Annotated in this window: 16 protein-coding genes and 2 tRNA genes; 5 read left to right on the plus strand and 13 right to left on the minus strand. The window is 68.6% G+C overall.

Translation table 11 applies throughout. The annotated features are described in order from the left end of the window. Nucleotides 1-72: 72 nt before the first annotated feature. From KDM41_11025 to KDM41_11035, 3 genes are all read right to left on the minus strand, one after another. Nucleotides 73-1,092 (minus strand): hypothetical protein, encoded by a 1,020-nt coding sequence (locus tag KDM41_11025; protein ID MCB1183957.1) that lies wholly within the window; start codon nt 1,090-1,092, stop codon nt 73-75. A 115-nt stretch (nt 1,093-1,207) separates the two neighbouring features. Then, entirely contained in the window at nt 1,208-1,840 is a 633-nt protein-coding gene (locus tag KDM41_11030; protein MCB1183958.1) for a hypothetical protein, read from the minus strand. Nucleotides 1,841-2,632: 792 nt separating this feature from the next. Continuing rightward, entirely contained in the window at nt 2,633-5,671 is a 3,039-nt protein-coding gene (locus tag KDM41_11035) for a T9SS type A sorting domain-containing protein (protein MCB1183959.1), read from the minus strand. A gap of 217 nt (nt 5,672-5,888) precedes the next feature. On the opposite strand from KDM41_11035, the gene KDM41_11040 reads away from it, so the two are divergent. Genes KDM41_11040 through KDM41_11050 form a run of 3 tightly spaced genes read left to right on the plus strand, consistent with a single transcriptional unit; the run spans nt 5,889 to nt 7,634 of the window. Beyond that, on the plus strand, nt 5,889-6,527 hold the full coding sequence (locus KDM41_11040) for a TetR/AcrR family transcriptional regulator (GenBank protein MCB1183960.1): 639 nt from the start codon (nt 5,889-5,891) through the stop codon (nt 6,525-6,527). Nucleotides 6,528-6,537: 10 nt separating this feature from the next. Beyond that, entirely contained in the window at nt 6,538-7,158 is a 621-nt protein-coding gene (locus tag KDM41_11045; protein ID MCB1183961.1) for a dihydrofolate reductase family protein, read from the plus strand. Beyond that, nucleotides 7,155-7,634 carry a VOC family protein gene (locus tag KDM41_11050; protein MCB1183962.1) on the plus strand — a complete coding sequence of 160 codons (480 nt, stop codon included), beginning with the start codon at nt 7,155-7,157 and terminating at the stop codon, nt 7,632-7,634. The genes KDM41_11045 and KDM41_11050 overlap by 4 nt, the downstream gene beginning before the upstream one ends. Nucleotides 7,635-7,647: 13 nt before the next feature. Here the strand turns inward: KDM41_11050 and KDM41_11055 are convergent, their stop codons facing one another. Next, complete coding sequence (locus tag KDM41_11055; protein ID MCB1183963.1) at nt 7,648-8,052, minus strand: transcriptional repressor; 405 nt, start codon at nt 8,050-8,052, stop codon at nt 7,648-7,650. A 164-nt stretch (nt 8,053-8,216) separates the two neighbouring features. Here KDM41_11055 and katG point away from each other — a divergent pair, with 164 nt between their 5' ends. Continuing rightward, complete coding sequence (gene katG / locus KDM41_11060) at nt 8,217-10,412, plus strand: catalase/peroxidase HPI (protein ID MCB1183964.1); 2,196 nt, start codon at nt 8,217-8,219, stop codon at nt 10,410-10,412. Between the two features lie 142 nt (nt 10,413-10,554). Here the strand turns inward: katG and KDM41_11065 are convergent, their stop codons facing one another. The 3 genes from KDM41_11065 to KDM41_11075 all read right to left on the minus strand — a co-directional run bounded on the left by KDM41_11065 (nt 10,555) and on the right by KDM41_11075 (nt 12,720). Further along, on the minus strand, nt 10,555-11,133 hold the full coding sequence (locus tag KDM41_11065) for a hypothetical protein (GenBank protein ID MCB1183965.1): 579 nt from the start codon (nt 11,131-11,133) through the stop codon (nt 10,555-10,557). Nucleotides 11,134-11,203: 70 nt separating this feature from the next. Further along, on the minus strand, nt 11,204-12,424 hold the full coding sequence (locus tag KDM41_11070; GenBank protein MCB1183966.1) for a hypothetical protein: 1,221 nt from the start codon (nt 12,422-12,424) through the stop codon (nt 11,204-11,206). A 68-nt stretch (nt 12,425-12,492) separates the two neighbouring features. Continuing rightward, the gene (locus KDM41_11075; protein ID MCB1183967.1) at nt 12,493-12,720 is read right to left on the minus strand and encodes a hypothetical protein; all 228 of its coding nucleotides are present in this window, start codon (nt 12,718-12,720) and stop codon (nt 12,493-12,495) included. A 436-nt stretch (nt 12,721-13,156) separates the two neighbouring features. On the opposite strand from KDM41_11075, the gene KDM41_11080 reads away from it, so the two are divergent. Continuing rightward, the gene (locus KDM41_11080) at nt 13,157-15,583 is read left to right on the plus strand and encodes a protein kinase (GenBank protein ID MCB1183968.1); all 2,427 of its coding nucleotides are present in this window, start codon (nt 13,157-13,159) and stop codon (nt 15,581-15,583) included. A gap of 274 nt (nt 15,584-15,857) precedes the next feature. On the opposite strand, the gene KDM41_11085 is transcribed toward KDM41_11080, so the two are convergent. From KDM41_11085 to KDM41_11110, 6 genes are all read right to left on the minus strand, one after another. After that, nucleotides 15,858-16,331: an IS3 family transposase gene (locus KDM41_11085; GenBank protein ID MCB1183969.1), complete on the minus strand. Its 474-nt coding sequence runs from the start codon at nt 16,329-16,331 to the stop codon at nt 15,858-15,860. A gap of 210 nt (nt 16,332-16,541) precedes the next feature. Next, a tRNA-Glu gene (locus KDM41_11090) sits at nt 16,542-16,617 on the minus strand. Between the two features lie 47 nt (nt 16,618-16,664). Then, a tRNA-Gln gene (locus KDM41_11095) sits at nt 16,665-16,738 on the minus strand. Nucleotides 16,739-16,824: 86 nt separating this feature from the next. Further along, on the minus strand, nt 16,825-18,864 hold the full coding sequence (locus KDM41_11100) for a phage holin family protein (GenBank protein ID MCB1183970.1): 2,040 nt from the start codon (nt 18,862-18,864) through the stop codon (nt 16,825-16,827). Between the two features lie 100 nt (nt 18,865-18,964). After that, a complete protein-coding gene (locus tag KDM41_11105) occupies nt 18,965-20,461 on the minus strand; it encodes a glutamate--tRNA ligase (GenBank protein MCB1183971.1) in 1,497 nt (498 codons plus the stop codon). 46 nt (nt 20,462-20,507) lie between these two features. Next, the coding region (locus KDM41_11110; GenBank protein ID MCB1183972.1) for a hypothetical protein at nt 20,508-21,184 on the minus strand (677 nt) is incomplete at its 5' end.

Below are 21,184 nucleotides of genomic sequence, written 5' to 3' on the forward strand. Positions count from 1 at the left end.
GCAAGGGATCGCAACGCGGAGATCGGCTTGGCCAGGCGTACCGCGTGCCGGGAGGAGTTTTTCAACAGCCTGCTAGAGCACGCCCTTCGCCGCCCCGAGCACCACGAGCATGCCGAAGTACACGACCGGGAAGGCCACGCGGCACGCCCGGTCGACGGCCAGCTTCCGCTCCGGCGCCGTGACCGACCAGCGGTCGACGACGAGACTCTCGAGCATGGTCAGGGCGATGACGACGATCGACAGGATCATCACCTTGTCCGCGACCGTCAGATAGCTCACCCGCGGCAGGCTCGACGAGGTGACGAACTGGTAGGCGATGACGGAGAGAATGCCCCCGCTCGAGACCCCGGCCCGCCGGCCGAGCCCCTCGCCGCTCATCCAGAACACGACCCAGGTCAGGGCCACGATGATGGCCACGGTCAGGAAGATCTTCCAGACGTAGTAGCCCGCGTCGCGCTGCACCGTGAAGCGGTAGGCCAGGTTCGCGTACGGCACGACGTCGCGCACCCGCAGTTCCTCCGAGCGCACCACCTCGACGCCCGTGATGCTCCACTCGGCGAGGGCGCGCATGGGCTCGTAGCCCGAGAACTCGTCGTCGGACACGAGGACCACCTCGTCGCGATTCCACGAGAAGCTCTCCATCTGCAGGGGCAGCACCTGCGAGTCGAAGGGGAACTGCCGGAAGTCGAGGTTCGCCCGCAGGGTGGTCGCGATGCGGGCGGTGAGCTCCACGGCGCCGTCGGGCGAGACGACCAGCTTCTCCCCGCCGACCGTCAGCCCGCCGACCGGATTCGTCGGGGCGATCTGGGCGGTCCAGATGCGCCCGTGCTGCTCCCGGGCCTCGGCCCCGGAGTAGACGAGCCGCGCGACCCCGGTGGAGTCGGGATCGAAGGCGAGGTCGGCGTCGCGCCAGCGCACCCGGACGTCGGCCTCGCACGAGAACTGGTTGGCGGTCTCGTCGATGCGCGTGATGTCGAGCAGGTACACGCCGACGGAGACCTCGCGAGGCGCCGGCGTCGCGGCTGCGGCCCCGGCGATCGGGACCGACAACGCCAGCATCGGCAGCAGGACGACAGCGAGACGGCAGGGCATGGGAACTCCTCGGGGACGGTGCCTGCGGGACGGGTGGAACGACGGGATTCTAGGCAGGGTCGAGGAACGCGACAAGCCGGGATTTCCCGGCCTGCCGCGCGATCCGGTGGCGACTCTAGTGGACGCCGCCGAAGTCCATCACCATCTGCAGGGAGGTTACGTCGTCCAGGTCGGTCAGCCCGAGGTCGTGTTCGACGCGGAACTCGAGGCCCGGGCGGACCACATAGCCGAGGCCGAGGCTCAGGCGCTCCGGACGCTCGGGCGTCAGCTCGGGATCCCAGACGCCGTAGCGCGCCACGCCGAAGACCCGCCCGAACTCGGCCAGGCCCTGCAGGTACCAGCCCCGGTTGTCGGCCTCGGCCGCGGTGCCGCGATCAGTCCGCTGCACGAGGTACTCGCCCTTGGCGCTGAAGCGGCCCGCCGACGCCTGCAGGTCGCCGCCCCACATGATCATGGCCAGATCGTCGGCTTCGTCGCGGAAGTAGGCCGACGACACGCCGAGCTCCAGCCCGTCCCGCGGCGCCACGTGCAGCCGCGAGCCCAGGGCCCGCCGGATGTCCAGGCGCGCGATGAATTTGTCGGGCGAGACCTGGCCGCGGCCGCAGTTGCTGCCGTTGATGGCGAAGACGTCGGCCCCGAAGCGGCCCCAGGCCAGCGTGATGTTCGCGCCGAGGTCGTTCCAGCCTTCGTGGGTGTTCTCGACGATGAGCGGCGCCGAGACCAGCCGCCGGTCCAGCGACGCGTACACCTGGTAGTCGATCCCGAAGGGGATGTCGAACTGGCCCGCCGTCAGCCCGAGCGAGAGGTCGTCGCCCCGCGACCAGGGCGATCTCGGCGGCCAACACCGCCAGCGCGAAGGTCTCGGCGTCCGGGTCGTAGGCCAGGGCCATGGCGGCGCTGACGTCCGGTGCGATGGCGCCCTCGAGATCGATCTCCGCCTGGTTGACGGCGACCTGGCTGCCGGGACTGCCCGCGACGGGGAAGACGATGTCGGCGAAGGCCGAGATGCCGAGCGGACCGGGCTCCGGCGCCGGCTCCTGGGCCGCCGCGAATCCGGCGACGATCATGAGGATGACGAAGAGACCCCTGGTCCCGTGCTGCGCGACGCTGATCATGCTGCCCTCCTGGTTGGACACGTGGGCGACGGCCGATGGATACGGGCAATCTTTAGGCAAAGGACGTACCGGAACCGGACGGAAACCGCAGCCCCGCAAGCGGTTGGCTGCGGAGAGGCCGGCTGGACCCGCTATCCGTTGAAGGAAAAGCAGTTGGGAAGGTGGGAATTGGCGCGGGCCCGGGACCGGAACCGATCCGGCACGACCGGGAGCGCCGGGGAGTTCCGTCCCCCCATTGCAACCTGCACGGAACCATGGGGAATCCGCGGGCACGACAGGGCGCCGCGCCCGACCGGAGCGGAACGGTGGGGGATTCCTGCAGGAGGGCCCACGGGCCTTCCCGCCCATGCCGCCGGACCGGATGCGGAACCGCCGGCCCCGCGAGGGGCCGGCGGTCGACCGGCTGCGATGGTGTCCGCGGCGTCCTACTTCAGGAGCACCATCTTCTGCTGGACGCTCTGGCCGTCGGACTTGACCTGCGCCCAGTACACGCCGCTGGCGGCCTTGCGACCGGCATCGTCGTCGCCGTTCCACACGACCACGTGCGGACCCGCGGCCCGGTTCTCCTGCACGAGCGCCCGCACGAGGCGACCGGCGGCGTCGTAGACACGCACCGAGACCTCGCCGGCGGCGGGCAGGGCGAAGCGGATCTCCGTCCGCGGGTTGAACGGGTTGGGCACCACGTTCACGGCCAGGCGCGCGACCATTGGCAGGTTCTCGCCCGGCTGGAAGTCCTTGTCGTTGAGCCGCGCCACGGGCGCCTCGACGGCGCCGGACGTGGGCACGACACCCTCCATCCCGTCGCCGATCACGACGGCCGGTCCGCCCATACCCTTCGCGCCCTCGAGCCAGAACGACGCGGGCATGGCGTTGGTCACCGAGAGGCGCACGCGCGCGAGAGTCACCTCGTCGGCGCCGCCGCGGGTCGCGCCGTAGCCCACCACCAGGTCGGTGTCGGTGCCGAGATTCAGCGCGCGGCCGAGCAGCTCGGTCTCGTGGACGATGACGTTGTCGCTGGTGCGCAGACGGGCCGCGAAGGCCTCGATGCCGTGCCGCGCCGCATCGCCGGCGAGCACGAGATAGGCGTCGATGCGCTCACCCGGCGCGAGATCGCGGGCCACGCCGCCCTGCGGGCTGTCGAAGCGCAGCCCCACCTCGCCGGCCGTGCCCAGCGCCACGTCGAGCGCCTTGGCCGGCGGACACGCGGCGGCCAGGCCGCTGGCCATGCGCGTCACGTCCGTCAGGTCGATCTTGCCGTCCCACCGGAAGTCGCCGGCGTAGTCGTAGGCCGCCGCGAAGTACACCCCCGCGAAGGCCGACACGTCGGTCAGGTCGGTGACGAGGTTGCCCGTCAGGTCGGTGCTGTTGACCCAGTACTGCAGGCCGGGCAGACCGAGCGGGTAGGTGGTCGTCGTGACGAGGGGATCGTTGACGATCACCAGCATCAGCTCGCCGGGCGCGCTCGACCCGCCGGCGTGCAGGGCCCGGCTGATGGTCGTGAAGCCGGACGCGTCGGTGTCGAAATCGGCGTGGAGCACGGCGGTCGGGCACTCGGCCCAGCCGCCGAACTGGGCCCGCACGAAGATCTGCTCGCGCGGGAAGCCCACGATCGGGGTGCCGAAGACGTCGCGGATGGTCACGCCGATGGTGGCGTCCGTGAGGGTCGTCGGGTCGCCGATCACGCCGTTCCAGAGCTGGGCCGCGAACATGGGATCGCCGCTGCCGTCCAGCTTCGAGAAGAGCGAGACCGGGTCGGTCAGGCCCGAGATCGGGTACACGTCGACGATCAGGCCCGGCGCCGTCGGCGCGCAGGCGCGCCAGGCGGTGCCCCAGCGTCCGTCCTCGCCGGAGATGGGCGTGCCGCGCACCTCGGCGTATTCGTTGAAGATCCAGAAGGTGGTGTCGTCGGCGGGATCGAGCGCGACGCCGGAGTAGTCGCCCCAGCGGTTGCGGCTGCCGCCGAAGGTCCGGTAGTAGTAGTCGACGCCGGCCCGCACCACGCCGGTGGCCTGCACGGTGCCCGGCGGGTCGCCCGCCTCGCGGCCGGCCATGTAGGCGCCCGCGAAGATGTTCGCGCCCGACGCGGCGAAGCCGAACTTGACGTCGCCGTTCGCATTGACGGCCAGGCCCGGGAAGAAGGTGTAGGCACCGGGCTGGATGTCCTCGCCGCCGATGTTGCCCTCGTCGGTCAGGACGATGGGACCCGGCACGCTCGTCGTGTCGAAGCGGAACCAGTGGGCGGTCGTCTGTCCGGCGTTCACCGGGTCGCTGGTGGCATTGGGGTTGATGGTCGTCACGGCCCAGAGGCTGCCGTTGCGCCACACCGCGTCCAGGGCCCGCGAGTCGTTCACCTCGATCAGGCCGACGCCGCCGGCCTGGGGCGCGTCCGGCAGGGCCGGGAAGCCGAAGACGCCGCCGACGTCCTCGATGTCGCCCACGGTGACGAACTCGCCGGTGAAGGTCGGCGCGCCGAGGGGATCGTCGACCCGGATCACCTGCACGGCCTCGGGATTGCCCGGACCGCCGTAGGTGAGACTGCTGTAGGCCACGAGGAAGGTCCCGATGTTCGAACCGGGGCCGCCCACCCCGCCGGGGCCATGGACCTCGGCCGGCTGCATGGTCATGGAGAAGTAGCCGGCCGGGATCGGATCGTACACGGCGTGCGCGGCGGGGCCGCCCGCGTAGAAGCCGGCCGCGACGCCCTTGTCGACGATCCACAGGCGCGTGCCGCCCGTCCCCGAGACGAAGGGGAACATGTTCGCCGTCACGTAGACGGCCTCCTCGTCGACCTCGAAACCGGGGTAGTCGGCCCAGTGATCGAAGCCCCCGATGTTCACCTTGGAGTTGATGGCCATGTAGTTCCAGTCGGCCGCCGTCGGCGAGGCTGGCGACGCCGTCTTGGACACGGCGATCAGGATGCGGGACTCGTTGCTCGGGTCCCCGTTGGCCTGGAACCAGCGTTCGAGGGCCACGACCACGAAGCGGTCCTCGTAGTGGTCGTACACGATCTTGGGATCGAAGCAGAAGGTGCCGAGGGTCGCGGCGCCCAGGGGCGAGAAGAAGTCGCGCAGGGAGTCGCGGAACAGCATGAGGCCGGTCTTGGTGCGGCACTCGATGCCCGCGTTGACGATGCCCACGAGGCGATCGGGGCCGGCGGCGCCCATGGGGTCGGGGGGGATGAAGAGGAAGCCCCCGTTCTCGAGGGCGTTGTCGTCGAAGTTGAAGGCGGGGAAACCGATGCCGGGCACGAAGGCCTTGTCTCCCGTGCCGTCGGTGGGACTGCCGTGCAACGCGACGCCCGGCGGGACCTGGGCGGAGCGGCTGATGGCTTCGGCGCCGCCGGAAATGCCGTCGGCCCGCTTCTCGAGCGGGGTCGCGGCCTGGGCCAGGGCGGCCAGGGCGAGAATGAAAATCAGGAATGTGACCGGGACGAGCCGGCGAGTGCGGCGAAAACGAGACGTCATGACGAGACTCCCCCGTTGGGAATGAGGGGTCGCGCGTCCCGTCGTCGATCTCCCATGGCCGACACGAACGGACGGCGACCCGGGCTGAGCCCGGCGATACCCTACCACATGACTCGGCATTCGCGCCAGCGCGGCGGTGGCGACCGGTCGCCGGCCCGCCGCCGATCGGCGTGAATCGGCGCTTGCCAAAATACCAACTGGTTGGTATTGTCACGCCATGGCACGCCCGACCAAAAAGACCCCCGAACGGGGCCAAGCCCGCACGCGGCTCCTGGAAGCCGCCCGCGACCTCATCCGCGCCCGCGGCTTCGCCGCCACCACGGTGGACGACCTCTGCCGCGCCGCCGGCGTGACCAAGGGCGCCTTCTTCCACCACTTCGCGAGCAAGGAGGCCCTGGGCATCGCCGCGGCCGCCTTCTGGGCCGAGACCACGTCGGCCTACTTCGCCGGCGCCGCCTACCACGAGCACGCCGATCCCCTGGACCGGCTGCTGGGCTACATCGACTTCCGCCGCACGATCATCGCCGGCGATCTGGCCCAGTTCACCTGCCTGGCCGGCACCATGACCCAGGAGGTGTACGGCTCGCATCCGGACATCCGCGACGCCTGCGCCGCCAGCATCTTCGGCCACGCCGCGACCCTCGAGCCGGACATCGCCGCGGCCATGACAGCCCACGGCATCACCGCCGACTGGACGCCCGCCAGCCTCGCCACCCACACCCAGGCCGTGCTGCAGGGCGCGTTCGTCCTGGCCAAGGCGGCGGGCGACCGCGCGGTCGCCCGCGACAGCGTCGACCACCTGCGGCGGTACATCGAACTGCTCTTCGCCGCTCCGCCCACCCTCCATGAGAAGTGAGAACCCCGCCATGAGACGCATTACCATCTGCGAGCACATCACCCTCGACGGCGTCGTCCAGAGTCCCGGCGCCCCCGACGAGGACCGCGATGGCGGCTTCCCGCACGGGGGCTGGTCGCCCCCCTTCGCCGATCCGGCCGTGGGCGCGGCGGTGGCCGGGATCCACGACGGCCCCCGCGACCTGCTGCTCGGCCGGCGCACCTACGACATCTGGAGCGCCCACTGGCCCCACGCCGCAGGCCCCTTCGCCGCCCGCTTCAACGACGCGGTCAAGCACGTGGCGACGCACCATCCGGAAAGCCTGGCCTGGGGGCCGGCGCAGGGCCTCGGTGACGACGTGGCCGACGGCGTGCGCCGCCTTCGCGCCGGCGACGGTCCCGACCTGATCCTCTGGGGCAGTTCGACCCTCGCCCCCGTCCTGCTGGCCCACGACCTGGTCGACGAGGTCGTGCTCTTCGTGCACCCGGTGCTGATCGGCGCCGGCAAGCGCTTCTTCCCCGACGGCGCCGTCCCCCGCTCCCTGGCCCTGACCAGTTCGCAGCCCGCGACGTCGGGCATCGTCATCAACCGCTTCCGGCCCGCGGGCGACCTCCGCACCGGAACCTTCGCCCCCCGCGGAGACCAGTCATGAGCGATCTCGTCACCTGCCTCTGGTTCGACTTCGGCGAGGCTGCCCGCGCGGCGCGCTTCTACGCCGCGACCTTCCCCGACAGCCACGTCGGGCACGCCAACGCCGCGCCGGCCGACTTTCCCGGCGGCAGCGAGGGCACCGAGCTGACGGTCGAGTTCACCCTGCTGGGTCGGCCTTTCGTGGGCCTGAACGGCGGCCCCAACTTCACGCCCAACGAGGCCGTGAGCTTCATGGTGCTGACGGAGGACCAGGCGGAGACCGACCGCTACTGGCACGCGATCCTCGCCGCCGGTGGCGCCGAGAGCGCCTGCGGCTGGTGCCGCGACGCGTGGGGCTTCGCCTGGCAGATCACGCCGCGCCGGCTCATCGAGCTGATGAAGGATCCGGACCGGGCGAAGGCGAAGCGCGCCATGGAGGCCATGATGACCATGACGAAGCTGGACATCGCGGCCATCGAGGCGGCGGTGGGAGGTTGAGAAGCGGGATCGGTCAGGGTTTGCGCCGGCCGCGCATGACCACCATCCAGGAATCGACCGCGTAGCCCTGCAGCTGGTCCATCCGCTGCAGATCGACTGCTTCCCAGGGGATGTCGTGGACTTCGCCCGACTCGGTGTCGATGAAATGGTGGTGCCGGTCGGTGTTGGCGTCGTAGACGGTGACGCCCTCGCGGAACTGGTGGGTCTGCAGCAGCCCCTTCTCCACGAAGAGACCCAGCGTGTTGTAGATCGTGGCCCGCGAGACCACCGGGAACTCCCGCCGGACCGCGGCGAGCACCTCGTCGGCGGTGGGGTGCGCGTCCGTGCGCAGCACGAAGAGGGCGATGGCCACGCGCTGCGCCGACGGCTGGATGCCGTGCGCCTGCAGGATGCTGCTGATTTCGTCGTGAGGCGTCATCCGGCGAGGATAAGCGGCGGCTCCCGGGAAATCAATTCCCCCGTCGACAGAGTCCGTAAATATACTTGATCCATTTTTAGACTTAGTCTAATCTCCTGACGGACTTCGCCTCCGGCCCCGCAGTGAGGGCCGCTGTCACCACCCGAAGCGATGGGAGACCCGAAATGAGCGGCAACGGCAAATGCCCCGTGACCGGCCACGGCAGCCAACCGGTGGCGGGCGGCGGCACATCGAACCGCGATTGGTGGCCCAACCAACTGAACCTCGGCATCCTGCACCAGCACTCGGCGCTCGGCAATCCGCTCGGCGCCGAATTCGACTACCCGAAGGAATTCGCACGTCTCGACTACGCGGCGCTGAAGCGCGACCTCCATGCGCTGATGACCGACTCCCAGGAGTGGTGGCCGGCCGACTACGGGCATTACGGCCCGCTCTTCATCCGCATGGCCTGGCACAGCGCGGGCACCTACCGCATGGGCGACGGACGCGGCGGTGCCGGCTCCGGCTCGCAGCGCCTGGCTCCGCTGAACAGCTGGCCCGACAACGTGAACCTCGACAAGGCGCGCCGGCTGCTCTGGCCCATCAAGCGGAAGTACGGCCAGAAGATCTCCTGGGCCGACCTGATGATCCTCGCCGGCAACTGCGCCCTGGAGTCGATGGGCTGCCCCGTCTTCGGCTTCGGCGGCGGCCGCGTCGACGTCTGGGAACCCGAGGCGGACATCTACTGGGGCCAGGAGGGCGAGTGGCTGGGCGACAAGCGCTACTCCGGCGACCGCGATCTGGAGGACCCGCTGGCCGCCGTGCAGATGGGCCTGATCTACGTGAATCCCGAGGGACCGAACGGCGAACCGGATCCGGTCGCCTCGGGCCGCGACGTGCGCGAGACCTTCGCCCGCATGGCCATGGACGACGAGGAGACCGTCGCGCTGGTGGCGGGCGGCCACACGTTCGGCAAGTGCCACGGCGCCGGTCCGGCGGACCACGTCGGGCCCGAGCCCGAGGCCGCGGGCCTGGCCGAGCAGGGGCTCGGCTGGACGAGCAGCTTCGGCAGCGGCCGGGGCGGCGACACCATCGGCAGCGGCATCGAGGGGGCCTGGAAGCCGCATCCGGTCAAGTGGGACATGGGCTACCTGAAGGTGCTCTTCAAGTACGAATGGGAGCTGGTCAAGAGCCCGGCGGGCGCCCACCAGTGGCTGGCCAAGGACGTGGACGAGGAGGACATGGTCGTCGACGCCCACGATCCCTCCCGCAAGCACCGGCCGATGATGACGACGGCCGACCTCTCGCTCCGCTACGATCCGATCTACGAGCCCATCGCGCGCGGCTACCTGCAGAACCCGCGCCGGTTCGCCGACGCCTTCGCGCGCGCCTGGTTCAAGCTCACCCACCGCGACATGGGCCCCAAGGTGCGCTACCTCGGCCCCGAGGTGCCTGCCGAGGATCTCATCTGGCAGGACCCGGTGCCGGCCGCCGACCGCAAGGTGATCGGTGCGCGGGACGTGGCCGCCCTGAAGAAGACGATCCTCGCCTCCGGACTGGGCGTGGCGCAGCTCGTCACGACGGCCTGGGCGTCGGCGTCGACGTTCCGCGGTTCGGACATGCGCGGCGGCGCCAACGGGGCCCGGATCCGGCTGGCGCCGCAGAAGGACTGGGCCGTGAACGAGCCGGAGCGCCTGCAGAAGGTCCTGCGCCGGCTCGACCGCATCCGCAAGGAGTTCAACGCGGCGCAGGACGGCGCCCGCGCGGTCTCGCTGGCCGACCTGATCGTGCTCGGCGGCTGCGCGGGCGTCGAGCAGGCCGCCCGCGCGGCCGGCTTCAGGGTGAAGGTGCCCTTCCGCGCCGGTCGCACCGACGCCACCGCGAAGCAGACCGACGCCGCGTCGTTCTCCGTGCTCGAACCGGCGGCCGACGGGTTCCGCAACTACCAGCGCACCCGGTTCTCGGTCCGGTCGGAGAACCTGCTGCTCGACCGCGCCCAGCTGCTCACCCTGACCGCGCCGGAGATGACCGTGCTCGTCGGCGGCCTGCGCGTGCTGGGCGCCAACTGGGGACAGTCGCCCCACGGCGTCTTCACCACGCGGCCGGGCGTCCTGAGCAACGACTTCTTCGTGAACCTGCTCGACATGGACACCGCCTGGCGTCCGACCGCGCCGGACGAGGAGCTTTTCGAGGGCCGCGACCGCACCACCGGTCGCGTCAGGTGGACCGCGACCCGGGTCGATCTCGTGTTCGGTTCGAACTCCCAGCTCCGCGCGCTGGCCGAAGTGTACGCGGCCGAGGACGGGCCGGCCCGCCTCGTCGCCGACTTCGTCGCGGCCTGGGGCAAGGTCATGGACCTGGACCGCTTCGATCTGGCCTGAGCCAGCTGGGGCCTGCCGCAACAAGGAGAAGCGCCTTCTCCCCGCGTGGGAGAAGGCGCTTCTGTATTGGTAGTCTCCAGCTGCTGGTATGCGATCGCCGCATTTGCCAGTTGCCATGTATTCCGCGCTTCGCCCCGACGTTTCAGGTTCCGGCCGGACCTTCCCCCGGCGCCACGATCCGAATCCGCGTCGAGTCGAGCCGCACTGTCGCGATCGCCGCGTTCCGGGGCAGGCGGAACGTGACGAGGACCACCTGGCCCGGCCGCGGCCCGGCCGAAATCATGCGGGAGTCGACCGGCCCGTCGCCTGAGAACCGCCAGGCCCGCTCGTTCTCGCCCAGACGGATCAGGACCCCGAGATCCCGTACGGAGCTCGCATCGGCAGGCCCTTCCCCGAAGACGAAAGCCCCCTGCGCGAGGACGAAATCGATGTCGGCGTCGAGGACGAACGACCCCCGGTAGTAGTCGCAGGAATCGTCGCCGGTGATGCGTGTCGTCCACGGGTGCGTCGCCTGGGCCTCCGCCTGGACCTCGCGGAAGGCCGACTCCCCCATCGCCTCCCGCATCGGTCCGTAGACCGTGGCTTGCCGCGCGCGCGCCGCGGCGGTGTCGATCCGGTCGCCGACCCAGAACCGGAGCCCCGGCAGCGCACAGGTCAGCTGCGACTCGACGAACGGGTTGGCGCGGGCCTTCGGATCGGTTCGGGGGTAGTTCGCCGCCACCGGGCTGCATCCGGTCGCCAAGGCGACCAGGAACAGGCCCCAGGCCAGGATGATCGCCGCCAGGCCAGTCCTACCGGCCATGGGGATCTCCTCCCGACCTCGTGTCCGTGGGCACCAGGCGATAGGCCGCCAGGCGCAGAGCGTGACCTTCCTCGTCCCGGCCCTGGATTCCGGCAGAACGGATGAATCGTTCCGCGCCGTGAACGACGACGAGGTAATTGTCGGCGCCGAAGTAGAATCGGTCCAAGCTTTCGTCGCCGGGCCCCGCGATCTCCACCGCGCCCCGGAATTCCCCGTCGGAGTCGAACGCGTCGAGAGCCAGGAAGATCCCCCGCTCGCGTCCTTCACCCGCCCTGCTGGTCCTGACCCAGACTTCGCCGCCCGGGCGGGCGTGGATGGAACGGATGGCCGCCTCGGTTTCACTCGGAACGAGTTCGATGCCGAACTCCGCCGGCGAAATGCCTCCCCAGAGGAAGTTCAGGAGGCGCCGCTTTTCCGCGTCCGTGCGCGGGCGGTGGGCAAAGGGCCGACGAGCTTCGGCCCGGACGGTGCCGTCGAGGTCGATCCACCAGATCAGGTACTCCGACCAATAGGGCGCCACCGCGATGAGCCCCCCGTCGAGCGCTGTCCACGGCTCCCAGAGCCGGAAGTAGTTCTCCTCCTCGACGTCCTTGCCCTGCGTCAGCCCGACTTCCAGGATCTCCCGCAACGGGGGCACGGGATCTCCCCCCGGGACGCATGGGAACACGGCCATGGACATCCGCACGCGATAGTCCAGCTTCCCTCGATTCGTGATCTGGGGTTCGCCGACGATGCCGACCAGACCGGGCTTCCGGTCGCCGCCGCCGGCGCCGACGCCGTGGACTCGACCGAGTTGAATCAGGGGAGAATCCATCCCCTCGAGAAGGACCGCCCCTCGGGGCTCCCCGCTCTCCGGATCGAGCGTCGTGATCCGGCTGAACTGTCGCGAAACGGCCCCCAGGGTCCCCGCGGGCATCAGGACGAGCGACCCCGGCGCCCGGAGCTCGCCCGGTCCGTCACCTTCGCGCCCCAGGGTCGTCCTGAGTTTCCCCTCGGCGTCGATGACGCGGACCTGGACGAGTTGGCTGTCCAGGACGTACGCGTTGTTCCGGGCATCGATCACGACATCTTCGATCCGACCGAAGATGACGTCGTCTCCGCGGTCGGCGTCGATGGACCAGATCGGCACCATCTCGTAGCGGTAGGCCTGCGCCGCGGATGAGGAGGTGACCAGCAGCGCCGCGATGGCCATGCCTATGCGAATCGACATAGAGAGATCTCCAGGGTCCGGGTGTCGAGGTGGGCCGGCGATCACCGACCCACCATCCGATCAAACGCTCAACCGCAGGGATAGGATTCGCAGCCTCCTGCCGAACAGCAGGCCTCGATATTCTGGATGTGGATTGCACAAAGTGTATTCCAGTTCTGACTCTGGTAGCCGAGCTGCTCAGCAACGTCACAGGGTCCGCCATAGAGGTTGATCGCTTCGGAGTCGCCGGCAATGATCAGGCCGGACGCCAGTACAACAACCGAGGCAAGGAGGACAATGAGTTTCTTGGTAGCCATGGAGTTTCTCTCGATCGTATAGATTTTGAAACCGGCCGAGACGGATTCGGATAGTCCGAATCTGACGATGTCCTTATGTTTGTCCAACCCTTGAAGAATTCAAACTATCAGACATATCTCGGCAGCGACACATTGGTGGTCGCGTCGATGGGAACTGTACCGCCCCCCCCCCCAGGCTAAGTCAACAACAAAACACCCTCCCCGGGGAATCCGGAGAGGGTGATTCATTATTGGTACCCCCTGGGTTACAGTATGCGAACAACGCGGTGTCTTTCACCGTGGCAGCCACATGCCCGATCCGGCTCTCGATTCGTCGAATAGCGCCATCCCGCAGGCAAACAAATCGTCGCCGAATTCCCTATTTCGATCTAGATTCTATCAGTCCTCATTATCACCTGGTGGGTTCCCCAGGAATGAACGTCCGGAAAGCGGCCCCATGATCGGCAAATCCTTGGCCCACTACGAGATCACTGGCCTGCTCGGCAAGGGCGGCATGGGGGAGGTCTACCGCGCCCGCGACACGAAGCTGAAGCGCGATGTCGCCCTCAAGATCCTTCCCGCCGAACTCGCCGCCGACCCCGCCCGACTCGAGCGCTTCCAGCGCGAGGCCGAAGCTGTCGCCGGAGTCAACCACCCCAACATCGTCACGCTCTATTCGGTCGAGAAGGACGCCGGCACGCATTTCCTGACCATGGAACTGGTCGAGGGCGACGAACTGGACCATCTCCTGCCCCCCGACGGCCTGGGCCTGCCGAAGGTCTTCGAGATCGGCACGGCCATCGCCGACGCCCTGGCCGCAGCCCACGGAAAGGGTATCGTCCACCGGGATCTGAAGCCCGCCAACGTAATGATCACCACCGACGGCCACGTCAAGGTGCTCGACTTCGGGCTGGCCAAACTGGCCGAGACCGGGCCGTCGACCCCGGACGACGCCACCTTGGCCCTGGGCCTGACCCGGGAAGGCGCCGTGCTGGGCACCGTGCCCTACATGTCCCCGGAGCAGCTGCGCGGCCGGGATGTCGACCACCGCAGCGACATCTTCTCGCTGGGCGTCCTCCTCTACGAGCTGTCCGCGGGACGGCGTCCGTTCCTGGGCGACAACAGCGCCGACCTGACCTCGTCGATCCTCAAGGAGGCGCCGCCTCCGCTGACCGAGCTCAAGCCGGAACTCCCCAGGCACCTGGGCCGGATCTTGGCGCATTGCCTGGAGAAAGAGCCCAAGGACCGGTACCAGTCCGTCTTGGACATCCGCAACGAGTTGCGGGGGCTGCGGCGCGAGGTGGAATCAGGAGTCAGCGTTGCCAATGGGCCGCTTTCCGGCGTCCATGCAGCATCGCAGAAATCGCGGAAAGGACTCTGGATCGGCATCGCCGCGACCGTCCTCGTGCTCGTCGGGGTGGCGTTCTTCCTGGGGCGTGAGGAGCAGGCCCCGCCAGCCGAAACGGCGGCGACGACGCCCGCAATCAGCGACAAATCGATCGCCGTGATGGCCTTTGTCGACATGAGCCCCCGCAAGGACCAGGAGTACTTCTCCGACGGGATCGCCGAGGAACTCCTGAATCTTCTCGCGAATATTCCCGAGCTTAAGGTGATCTCGCGGACATCGGCCTTTTCGTTCAAGGGCAAAGACGTTCCGCTCAAGCAGATCGGCGAGGAGCTCGGCGTCGCGCACATCCTCGAGGGTTCGGTGCGCAAGGCAGGTAACGAGATCCGCATCACCGCGCAGCTGATCGAGGCGGAGTCTGACACGCACCTCTGGTCGGAGACCTACGACCGGGAGTTGAGGGACGTCTTCGCGCTCCAGGACGAGATCGCCGCGGACGTGGTCGATCAGCTCAAGGTCACGTTGCTCGGTGACGCACCGAAGTCCAAGGAAGTCGACCCGAAGGCCTATGCACTCTTCCTGGATGCCCGACAGGCGGGGCGCCTGGGAAGCCGCGAGGGCTACGAGCGGGCCATCGCATTGTGCGAACAGGCACTGGCCATCGACCCGGGCTACGCCGACGCCTGCGTCGCGCTCGCCGGAGCGTACGTCAATCAGGCCGGCGCTACCCGGCCTCGGGACGAGGGATTTGCCCTGGCCCGAAACGCGGCGCAGAAGGCCCTGACACTCGATCCGGACCATGCCAAGGCACACTCCCTTCTCGGGTGGATCGCCACCTACTATGACGGCGACCTGCGGGCCGCGGCGCGACACTTCCAGAAAGCCTTGGAACTTGAACCCAACAATCTCGATATCATCAGCAACTCTGCCCCACTGCTTGGGATGCTGGGGCGGTACGGCGAGGAAATCGCCGTCAATGAGTACTTCGCGGAGCGCGACCCCCTGAATTCCAACTCCTACATGAATCTCGGCTCGTCCTACTTTGCGGCACGCCGATGGTCGGATGCCGTCGCCCAGCAGCGAGAGGCCCTGAGGCTGAGCCCCGACAAGATCGGCCCCCATATCATGATGGGATACAGCCTCCTGATGATGGGAGACCCGAAGGCGGCATTGGACGAGTTCGCTCGGACACCGGTGGAGGACTACCAGGTCTGGGGAAAAGCCCTCGTCTTCCACGTGACGGGAAGGCAGGAGGACGCGGAAGCGCAGCTGCAGGATTACATCGACCGCTGGGGCCGGGAGTATCCTGACGGTGTCGCATCGTTATACGCGGCGTTCGGTCAGATCGAGCTCGCGTTCGAGTGGCTGGAGACGTGGCGCCAGGCGAAGGAGCGGGTTCCCATCGAACCCAGTGAACCCAGTTGGGATTCCCTGCGCGACGATCCTCGCTGGCACACCCTGCTCGAAGAAATCGGTCGATCTCCCGAAGAGCTCGATGCGATCGAGTTCGAGGTGAAATTGCCGGGTAGGCGGGGTTGAGAACTCCGACCGTTATTGGAAAGCCCGCGAGGCGATTTGATCTGCTGCCACCGACCGTGTGAAGCTCGCCTGACCCACCAAAAAAAGCACCTTCTCCAATAAAGGAGAAGGTGCTTGGCTGTGGTAGCCCCTAGGTTACAGTGTGCGAACAGGTCTCAGATTAGGACACTGCTCTTGCCCGGATATTTCCGACATCCAGTTACGCAACATTCTTCGATCGCTCCTACTCGACCGGGCTCAAGTAGCCAAGGCTCAAGAGGAATCTCCGCTGATTCTACCACACCCCGATCCACAAGTTGAGATCCGCCGCCGCCTCGTGCCTCGTTCGGTACTTCTCCCAGGTCGCTCGCTCGACCTTCAGTGTGTGGAAAAAGCTCTCCATCACCGCATTGTCGTAGCAGTTGCCCTTCCGGCTCATGCTGCACATCATGCCCCGATCCCACAGCCGCCGCTGGTACTCCAGGCACGAGTACTGCACGCCGCGATCCGAGTGATGGATCACGTCCTCGGCCGGGTTCTCGAGCGCCACCGCACGGTCGAAAGCCTCCAGCGCGATCTCCGCGCCCAGCGTGCCCTTCAGCGACCAGCCGACGATCTTCCGCGTACACAGATCCATCACCGCCGCGAGGTACAGCCACCCCTCCGCTGTCGGCACGTACGTGATGTCCGCCACCCAGATCGACTTCGGCCGAGCCACCTCGAAATACTGGTCGACCAGATTCGGGGCCGCGGCCCGGCAGCGATCCACCTGGGTCAGACCGCGCGGCCGCTAGTTGTGACGGCTGTGAAGACCATGTTTCCGCATCAGACACGCCACGTGCTCGCGGCTGCAGCGCTTTGGGGATGAACTCATCTCAACACCTCGCGGCTCTACAAGGAAAACCTGCTTGAGATGTCGGGAATTGGCAGACAAGTACAAAAACGCCCCTCCCAGCTTTCTGGGAGGGGCGCTTCGTATTGGTACCCCGTAGGGGACTCGAACCCCTGTTACCGCCGTGAGAGGGCAGCGTCCTAGGCCACTAGACGAACGGGGCACAAAGCTGACGCGAATGATAGGTCATTCGTCGGCTGCATGCAAGTTTGGTTGCCCGGGGAGGACTCGAACCCCCATCGACTGATCCAGAGTCAGCTGTCCTGCCATTGGACGACCGGGCAATCGACGGCGAAATATATACCTCGCCGCCGGGGCGCGCAAGTTCGGGTTGGCCCTTTTTTGCCGCGCCAAGCGCGCCAGATCGGCCTCAAATGCCCGATCCGGGGCGATCCGACGGTTCGAGGCCGCCGTCGTAGCGGTCCATCTCGCGCCGGATCAGGCGGTGCAGGGCCTCTGGCGAGGCGAGGTCCGCGTCGTGCACGTCCCACGTCGCCGGCAGCAGCACGAAGGGCTCGTTCTGGGGCCCGCCCAGGCCGCCGTGGCTGCTGCTCTGCTCTTCGAGCACCACGATGCGGCCGCGGTCGGGCAGCCAGGCCCCGTTGATGACCAGGTCGCCGCTGTCCGGATAGCCCAGCAGGCGCGCCAGCTCGCCGGCCCAGAAGTCGCGGTTGCGGAACGGCGCCAGGGGGTCGTTGCGCTTGCCGAGTTCGCCGGTCACCAGGTTGCGGATGCCGTCCTCGCAGATGGCCACCGCGTCGCCGAAGCGGCGGCTCGCCGCCACGAACCCGATGCCCGGATGCCGCGCCAGGGTCTCGATGAGGCCCGGGTAGAGGGCCACCACGTCCTCGAGGTGCAGCGGCTCCCCGTGCTCGGTGAAGTACACGTGGGCCAGGCTGCCCGACACGCACACCACCACCTGGGGCGCGTCCTTCACGCTGACCCGCCCCGTCTCCCCCGCGGCCATGCGTTTCAAGGCCCGTCGGCTGCGCCGCGAGATCCAGCCGGGCTGGAGCGCCGACACCTCCTCCATTTCCTTGAGCAGCGACAGGGAGTAGCTGCTGCCCGGATCGAAGACCCGCGCGCGGATCGCATCCGGCCCCTGCAGCCGCTCGAGCATGCGGTTCAGGGCCTGCCCGATGGTCTCGCCGTAGAGATGGCGGAAGGGCACGCTGGCCGTCTGGCCGTGGTCCGAGAGCAGGACGATCTCGTAGCGGATCGGCGACTGGCGTCGGGCGCGGCGGCGCAGGATGCGCAGGCGGCGGTCGAAGCTGGCCAGGGTGATCTGGGCCTCGTAGGCGTCGGGGGCCGAGTGGTGGGCCACCTCGTCGTAGCCCACGAAGTTGGAATAGATGACCGGCACGCCGCGCACCATGTCCTGCTTGAGCCAGAAGAAGCTCAGGTCGCGCAGGAAGGCGTTGGCCAGGGCGCGCTGGCCCAGGCGGCGCAGGCTGAAGCCGAGCCGCGGGCGGTCCTTGTCGAAGCGGCCGGCGAGGGCCAGGATCGCCCCGGCCATGAAGTCCCACAGGCCCCAGATGACGGCCTTGGTCAGGGCGTTGGGGCTGAGGAAGAAGAGGTTGAAGTCGGCGCGCTCGCCCACGCGGCGGGCGCTGCCCTTCTCGCCCAGGGCGCTGACGGTCATCAGCCGCTTGTCGGCGCCGCCCGAGAGGAACGTGTTGATGCAGGAGCCGCCCGCGAGCAGCCCCGGGCCGCGGGCGCCGACCATGGCCTCGAGGCGGCGCAGATCCTCCGGGTCGCTCACCACGCGCACCTTGCGGGCCTTGCGGTCGTACCAGCGGTAGCCCGCCACGTTCTCGCGGTCGCCGTAGAAGAGTCCGGCCTGCACGGCGGGCGTGTTCGAGGGCAGACCGCAGCGCCAGCCGTACAGGCGGTGGCTGCCCTTGGCCAGCATGGCCGTCAGGGCGGGCATGCGGCCGCGGTGCATGGCCGTGCGCAGGCTCGGCAGGCTCAGGCCGTCGACCTGCAGCAGCAGCAGGCCGCACAGGGGCTTGCGCGGTGGTCGCGGGCCGAAGCGGCGCCCGAGGCGGTAGATGATCGACTGGTAGAAGGGGTGCGCCTCGTCGAGCCCGAGCCAGCCGGTGATGCCCGCCGAGATCACCGTGATCATCAGGTTGCCGAGCAGGGCCTCGCCGTAGTTGGTGATGACGAAGGCGCGGTCGAACTTGGCCGCCAGGTAGAGGATCAGGCCGTTGAAGAGCAGGGTCGGGAAGCCGAGGGTGAGCGTGTTCAGGGGCAGGGTGGCGAAGAGCAGCAGCGGACGCAGCAGGATCAGCAGCACCGTGAAGATCAGGGGCAGACGCACCGCGGCCAGCCACCAGTGGCGCACCGAGGTGTCGAAGTGGAAGCCCGGCAGCACCGATGTGGCCAGGAGCGTGGCCAGGACGGCCACGATCCAGACCAGCAGGTAGCGGCCGGCGATGCCCCAGAACGATCTCGCGGCGTGTCCTTCCGGTCGGGCCGCCCGGGACCGGCCGGGATTCCCGACCCGGTCAGCTCGCGGCGGCTTCGCGCAGGCGCCGCACCGTGCGGCGGGCGCCCACCAGTTCCATCACCTCGAAGATGCCTGCGCTGCGGCCCTGTCCGGTCAGCGCCACCCGGCAGGGGTGGATCAGGTCGCCGGCCTGGACGCCCAGCTTCTCGGCGAGCCCCCGCACGACCTCCTCGAAGGCGTCGGCGGCCTGGGGCGCGTCGAGGTCGAGCCCCGCGGCCACGGCGTCGGCCAGGGCCGTCAGCCGGGCGCGGGCCGCCTCGGGCGTCACCTGCTCCCGCCACACCTCGTCGTCGACGAAGTGCTCCTCGGTGAAGAAGAACCCGATCTGATCGGGCAGCGTCACCAGGCTGCTGAAGCGGTTGCCGAGGGTGCCGATGACCCGCGCCAGGTAGGCGTCGGTGTCGGTGGCCCCGGCGATGAGCCAGTCCGGATCGAGCGCCCAGCCCTGGGCGTCGATGACGCCGCGGGCCAGCACCAGGCGCTCGTCCGCGGACAGGCGCTTGATGTGCTCGCTGTTGATGTGGCTCAGCTTATCATAGTCGAAGGCCGCCGGGCTGCTGTTGACTTTCTTGAGGCTGAACTTCTTGACGATGGCCTCGGGTTCCAGCACCTCGTCGCCGCTGCCCCCGGGCGACCAGCCCAGCAGGGCCAGGTAGTTGAACATGGCCTTGGGCAGGATGCCCTGGTTCCGGAACTCCTCCACGCTGGTGGCACCGTGGCGCTTGCTGAGGCGCTTCCGGTCGGGCCCGAGGATCATGGGCATGTGGCCGAACTTGGGCGTCTTCCAGCCCAGGGCCTCGTAGATGAGGATCTGGAACGGGGTGTTGCTCACGTGGTCGTCGCCGCGCAGCACGTGGCTGATGCCCATCAGGTGGTCGTCCACCACGCAGGCGAACTGGTAGGTGGGGAAGCCGTCGGCCTTGACGATCACCCGGTCGACCAGGACGTCGTTCTGGAACTCGCGCTTGTCGCCGATGAGGTCGTACCAGAAGGTCGAGCCCTCGTCCGGGGTGCGCAGGCGCCAGGCGCAGGGCTTGCCCGCCGCCTCGGCCGCGGCCACCTGGTCGGCGCCCAGTGCCCGGCAGTGACCGTCGTAACCCTCCCAGAAGCCGCCCGCCGCCTTGGCCGCCGCCGCGCGCTCCTCGAGGTCCTCGGCACTGCAGAAGCATTTGTAGGCCTTGCCCTCGGCGGCCAGCCGCTCGAGGTGCTCGCGGTAGATGTCCAGCCGCTCGCTCTGCAGGTAGGGCCCGCAGTCGCCGCCCGCGTGCGGGCCCTCGTCCCAGTCCAGGCCCAGCCAATCCATGCCGCGCAGGATCGCCGCGTAGCTCTCCTCGGTGCTGCGCTCCTGGTCCGTGTCCTCGATGCGCAGGATGAACGTGCCCCCCTGGCTGCGGGCGTAGAGCCAGTTGAACAGGGCGGTGCGGGCGCCGCCGACGTGCAGGAAGCCGGTCGGGCTGGGCGCGAAGCGGACACGGGGCAGTTTGAGGTCGCTCATGGCGGGCCTTTCACATTCGGGACGCACTTCCGGGCGGACGTCGGAACTAGGGCTGCACGTGCGGCTTGCGCGCGGGGATCCTGCCGCCGGCCGGTTCGCCGCTCACCGCGGGATCGACCAGCCCCGCCAGCGTGGCCAGGTCCATGCCCCAGGCCAGGCGCGCAGCCTCGTCAAGGTCGGCGCCGGCGGCGGCCTGCGCCAGGAAATCCTGCAGCGGCTGCAGGCCCCCCTCGTACTCGACGAGCTGCCACACCATGAGGAAGGCGCTGTAGCACGCGCGCCGGAAGTTCTCGCGGTCGACGTTCTCGTCCGGATCGACGCCGCGGGCCAGGATCGCATCGATCAGGGGCGGCGAGAGCAGCACGTCCTTGTCGCCGGTGCGGAACTCGGCCATGTAGTTGTTCAGGTGCACGCCGTCCTCGCCCACGTACTCGACCAGCCCCTGGTGCAGCCAGGGCGGCAGGGCGCCCGGCAGGGCCCGGCGCAGGATCCAGTCGGTGACGAGCATGAAGGCTGCATGGCCGTCGAGGGTGCGCGCCAGGAGCACCGGATAGGGCTGCAGGATGACCGTGTCGCCCTCGATCCGGTAGAGCCGCCACACGCCCTGACCCGCCTGCTCGATGTAGGCCGGCGTGTTGTCGGGATTGATCATGGTCAGGGTGTCGTCGGTCGAGATCCCCAGCAGGGCCGAGACGTCGTGATCGGCCCAGTCCAGGAGCTCGA

The sequence above is a fragment of the bacterium genome (genome assembly GCA_020440705.1).
GTDB lineage: Bacteria > Krumholzibacteriota > Krumholzibacteriia > LZORAL124-64-63 > LZORAL124-64-63 > JAGRNP01.

Bases quoted from the DNA above. Each gene is read 5' to 3' on its own strand.
- KDM41_11025 (MCB1183957.1), bottom strand. From the start codon at position 1,092: ATGCCCTGCCGTCTCGCTGTCGTCCTGCTGCCGATGCTGGCGTTGTCG.
- KDM41_11035 (MCB1183959.1), bottom strand. From the start codon at position 5,671: ATGACGTCTCGTTTTCGCCGCACTCGCCGGCTCGTCCCGGTCACATTC.
- KDM41_11040 (MCB1183960.1), top strand. From the start codon at position 5,889: ATGGCACGCCCGACCAAAAAGACCCCCGAACGGGGCCAAGCCCGCACG.
- KDM41_11045 (MCB1183961.1), top strand. From the start codon at position 6,538: ATGAGACGCATTACCATCTGCGAGCACATCACCCTCGACGGCGTCGTC.
- KDM41_11050 (MCB1183962.1), top strand. From the start codon at position 7,155: ATGAGCGATCTCGTCACCTGCCTCTGGTTCGACTTCGGCGAGGCTGCC.
- KDM41_11055 (MCB1183963.1), bottom strand. From the start codon at position 8,052: ATGACGCCTCACGACGAAATCAGCAGCATCCTGCAGGCGCACGGCATC.
- katG (MCB1183964.1), top strand. From the start codon at position 8,217: ATGAGCGGCAACGGCAAATGCCCCGTGACCGGCCACGGCAGCCAACCG.
- KDM41_11070 (MCB1183966.1), bottom strand. From the start codon at position 12,424: ATGTCGATTCGCATAGGCATGGCCATCGCGGCGCTGCTGGTCACCTCC.
- KDM41_11075 (MCB1183967.1), bottom strand. From the start codon at position 12,720: ATGGCTACCAAGAAACTCATTGTCCTCCTTGCCTCGGTTGTTGTACTG.
- KDM41_11080 (MCB1183968.1), top strand. From the start codon at position 13,157: ATGATCGGCAAATCCTTGGCCCACTACGAGATCACTGGCCTGCTCGGC.
- KDM41_11105 (MCB1183971.1), bottom strand. From the start codon at position 20,461: ATGAGCGACCTCAAACTGCCCCGTGTCCGCTTCGCGCCCAGCCCGACC.